General features: G+C 69.5%; 4 protein-coding genes. All 4 read right to left on the bottom strand.

Annotation, left to right across the window (positions count from 1 at the left end):
• Positions 1-611, bottom strand: a 611-nt coding sequence (locus tag Q8Q85_04380) for a carboxypeptidase-like regulatory domain-containing protein (protein ID MDP3773482.1), incomplete at its 3' end; no start/stop codon positions are given.
• Complete coding sequence (locus Q8Q85_04375; GenBank protein ID MDP3773481.1) at positions 608-1,705, bottom strand: hypothetical protein; 1,098 nt, start codon at positions 1,703-1,705, stop codon at positions 608-610. The genes Q8Q85_04380 and Q8Q85_04375, both read right to left, overlap by 4 nt.
• Positions 1,702-2,622, bottom strand: a complete 921-nt coding sequence (locus Q8Q85_04370; GenBank protein ID MDP3773480.1) for a cobalamin-binding protein — start codon at positions 2,620-2,622, stop codon at positions 1,702-1,704. Before Q8Q85_04370 ends, Q8Q85_04375 begins: the two co-directional genes overlap by 4 nt.
• 16 nt (positions 2,623-2,638) lie before the next feature.
• On the bottom strand, positions 2,639-3,525 hold an 887-nt coding region (locus Q8Q85_04365), incomplete at its 5' end, for a hypothetical protein (GenBank protein MDP3773479.1).

Genomic DNA, 3,525 nt, shown 5'->3' with positions numbered 1-3,525 from the left:
GTGACCAGCGACGCCTCGGTCAGGATGTCGGGCGGGATGCGCACCCCGAGGCCTCCGGTGGAGGCGTCCAACTGGTTCTTGATACCGAGTCCGTCGATGATGAACGCGGTCTGCCCGACGCGCCCGCCGCGGTAGCTCTCGCCCACCGCGCCGGCCGAGAGGGCGAGGGCCTCTTCGAGCGTAGTGACTGGAAGGTGGCGGAGGTCGTCGGCGCTGATGCGCTGCGTGGTCGCGATAGCGAGCGGATCGAGCACTACGTCAACGGGCGCGGTGATATGGAGCGGCTCGAGCTCCACCGGCGCCGCGGGCAGCACGAAGTCCACGGCTGTCACTTGCGCAGCCCGCACGAGCACGCTGTCCCGGTGCACTACCTGATAGCCTATGCTCCGGGCGAGCACGCGGTGCCAGCCGCTGCGGACATCGCGGATCCGGTACGCGCCGGCGCTGTCCGTCACGGCGCTCCGTTGTGCGCCGAGGACAACCACCTGCGCCCCCTGGACCGGCACGCCCTCGCGGTCCCGCACGTGGCCGACGATCACCCCGCCCGTCTGCGCCGCGAGAGGCGCGGCGGCGAGCAGGGCCATGAGCGCCGAGGCTGGAGCGCGTCTCACGGAACCTCGAAGAGCCACAGGTCGCCCAGCCCGCCGCTGACCGACTCGGCAACGAGCCGGTTGCCGGCGGGAGACAGCGCGATGTGGCGGAAGAAGAGGCCGGCTGAGATCGTCGCATCGGTCCCGGCGAGCAAGTCCACCACGTGGATCTCGCCGCCGATCGTGTCGATCTGGAGGTTGGTGTTCGCGCTGACGTTGAAGGCGAAACCGACCGTCGGCCCGCCGACCACCGCCACCAGCTTGCTGCCGCGCACCTGGATGTCGCGCGCGATGCCCGCCGCACCGAAATCGTAGATCACGGTGATGGTCCCCGTCGAGATCGTGTAGCGGTACACGCGGGGATCGCCGCCCAGCGTGAAGTACAGCTCGTCGCTGCTCGCGCCGACGGCCACCGACGACGCGAAGTCGGTTCCCGGCAGCAGCACCCGTGACGGCGCATCGCCGAGCGTGTGAACGATGATGCCGAGGCCGCTCTGGATGAACGCCTGCGGGCAGTTGGCCACCTGCGCCAGGCACACCTGACCGAGGAAGTCGGCGCGATAGACGATCGTGGAAGTGTCAAGCCAGTTGATCTGCGACAGTCCCCCGAAGGTTCGTACTCCCGGGATCGTGAAGCCGATCGATGAGAGAGTCTGTACGCTCAGCGGGGACGTCAACGAGCCAAGCACCAGACTTCTGGAGCGAGCCCGGTTGCTCGTAGCGCCCAACGCCCCGGCGAGGCCGGAGGAGCGCGCGTATATCAGCCGCCCGTCGGCGGACACAGCCGCCGACTGGAACGTCTGGACGGAATCCTCGCCGACCTTGGTGTTCTCGCAGATCGTCCGCGTTATCCTGCCGCCGCTCGGTGGGAGGACGACCAGGCACCAGTCCTTGTCGGGCCGGTCAAGACGCTCGGAGGTGTAGAGTATCCCGGACCCGTCGGGGAGCCACGTCGGCCAGAGGTCGGTGCCCGCGTTCAGCGTGAGGCGCACCGGCGTTCCCGAGTAGTACGGGTCGGCGCTCCCGAAATCCGGCGCGCGAAACGCATCGCCGTGACCGCAATCGGCGAGCAGCGCGCACCAGAGCGTGACGCAGACGGCGCGCGCACGTCTCATGCGCTGCGCGCCACCCATCCGGTCCCGCCGTGCCCGAACCGGAACCGCTCGGGATGCAGGATCTCGGCGAGGATCTCCAGCGACTCGACCAGGCGCGGTCCCGGACGGTGGAAGTAGGCGTTGCCGTCCACGACATACACGCGCCCCTCGCGCACCGCACGCAGACTCGGCCACTCAGGGCGCGCCGCAAGCAGCGGCAACTCTTCCAGCGTCCGCGCGATCCCGAAGCCGCACGGAGAGACGACCAGCACGTCCGGATCCCTGGCGACCACGTCCTCCCACTCGAGCCACGGCGAGTGCTTACCCGCCTCACCGAAGAGGTTCACGCCGCCCGCCATCTCGACCAGCTCCGGCATCCAATTGCCAGCGGTCATCAGCGGATCTATCCACTCGATATCCGCTACCGTGGGTTTCGGTTCCAGTGACGCGGCCCTCAGCGCGACCGCCAGCACCCGCGCCCGCAACTCCGCGACCAGCGCGTCACCGCGAGCCGGCGCGTCGAGCGCTCTCGAAACCCGGCGGATGTCGTCCCACACGTCGCCCAGCCGGTTCGGCTCCAGCGCGACGATCCGGGCGGGCCGCTCGGTCAGCTCGCAGACCGCGCGCTCCACGTCCTCCGGCGTCACCGCGCAGACCTCGCACTGGGTCTGGGTGATGATCACGTCCGGCCTCAACTCGCGCAGCAGTTCCGCATCGACCTCGTAGATCGAGAGCGCCCTCGCGAGCCGCTCCTTCACCGCCAGATCGATCGACCGGCTCGAGCCCGCCGTCGGGAACGTCGGGCGGCTCACGGCCGGCAGTCGCCGCGCCGCGGGCGGATAGTCGCACTCGTGCGACCTCCCGACGAGATCATCCTCGAAACCGAGGGCGCAGACGATCTCGGTCGCGGAGGCGATGAGGGAGACGATGCGGGGCATGCGGGGCCGTTAGCCGTTAGCCGTTGGCCGTCGGCGGTCGGAAGCGACGGTTCAGGAACCGCATGAATCGAGTGTGCCGTTGGAGCGCGAATACGAACGGCCGCTCGCGCTTCCCTTCCTTGGCGCGCAGCAGCCGCGCCAGACGCTCCCGCTCGGCCGCCGACCACTGCCGGAGGTCGGGGATCAGCGCCGCCACCGGCGCGAGCCGCTCGGGTACCCGCGCCGTGCCCAGGACGCGTGCGACCCGTCGCGCAAGGTCGCGCAACGCCCGGGTCCGGTCACCGCCGTAGCGGCGCTCGATCAGCTGCGTCACCGCAAGGCCCACCCGCTTCACCTCGACGTCTCGGAAAGCGTCCACCGGCGTGCCGGCGCTGGTGATGAGCATGTCGCTCCGCGCCAGCCGTCGCAGCGTCGCCGCATCCGACCGCGCGCCCTTTCTTCGCGCCAGACGCGCCGCCTCGACGTCCGCCGCGGCCCGCACCTTCGCGTCGATCGAACGGAATCCCAGCTTGTGGTAGAACCAGAACGAACCCGCCTCGATCCCTTCCGGGTTGTCGTGCCCGAGCTGGTAGCGCCGCATGATGAACTTGCGGGCGCCGAAGTGATGATGGAAGAGCGACGTAAAGCGGGAGAAGACGTACGGCGACTCCCCGGCCCGGTAGGTCGGGAAGATGTTGATCGCGATGTCAGCCCGGTCGCCCAGAAGCACCGCGTAGCCGTACCCCAACGGGGCACCGTTCTTCACCAGCAGCGCGCCGAAGTCGCTCTCGAGCGTAAGCCGCTCGGGCCGCGCGAGACCGATGACGTAGATCTCGAGCCCGCGTCCCGCGTCCACGCGATAGACCTCGTCGCGGTTGGCGTGCACGATGACGTGGAACTCGCGCTCGCGCTGGGAGAGGGCCG

It is taken from the genome of Gemmatimonadales bacterium (genome assembly GCA_030697825.1).
Taxonomy (GTDB): domain Bacteria; phylum Gemmatimonadota; class Gemmatimonadetes; order Gemmatimonadales; family JACORV01; genus JACORV01.
Note: the sequence above shows the minus strand (reverse complement) of the source record. Positions and strands in the feature narration are given on the sequence as shown.

Coding starts and splice junctions, on each gene's coding strand:
- Q8Q85_04375 (MDP3773481.1), bottom strand. CDS start 1,705: ATGAGACGTGCGCGCGCCGTCTGCGTCACGCTCTGGTGCGCGCTGCTC.
- Q8Q85_04370 (MDP3773480.1), bottom strand. CDS start 2,622: ATGCCCCGCATCGTCTCCCTCATCGCCTCCGCGACCGAGATCGTCTGC.